This is a genomic window from Streptomyces sp. NRRL F-5122 (assembly GCF_001507435.1).
Taxonomy (GTDB): domain Bacteria; phylum Actinomycetota; class Actinomycetes; order Streptomycetales; family Streptomycetaceae; genus Streptomyces; species Streptomyces lannensis.
Window position 1 is genome coordinate 1 of the sequence record NZ_LMWH01000154.1, and the last position, 369, is coordinate 369.

Sequence of the window (369 nt, forward strand, 5' to 3'; positions counted from 1 at the left end):
ATCGCGGCCCACCAGACGGCGTGAGGATGGTCGGGGGTGTCGACGTCGATGATCCAGCGCCGGCCCCCCACCCCGCCGGCCGGCCCGCTGCCCGGTCCGCTGCCCGGTCCGGTGCCCGGTGCGGTGGCCGGTCCGGGACTGTGGTAGCCGACGCGTCCGGAACGGCCGCGCAGGCCTGCCTGGCCCATCAGGCGTTCCACGGTCTGGTGGCTGACGCTGATGCCGTAGCGGTGACCGAGTTCCTGCCGGATACGGCGATATCCGAAGACGGCCCCCGAGGAGCGGTGGATGTCGCGGATGATCCGGCTCAGCCAGGCCTGCCGCAGCGAGCGTGCCGAAGGAGTGCGTTCCCGCCAGGCGTAATAGCCG

General features: G+C 72.6%; 1 protein-coding gene. It reads right to left on the minus strand.

Features of this window, described 5'->3' with window-relative positions; genetic code table 11:
* On the minus strand, positions 1–369 hold a 369-nt coding region (locus tag ADL25_RS17340; protein ID WP_059128655.1), incomplete at both ends, for an IS3 family transposase.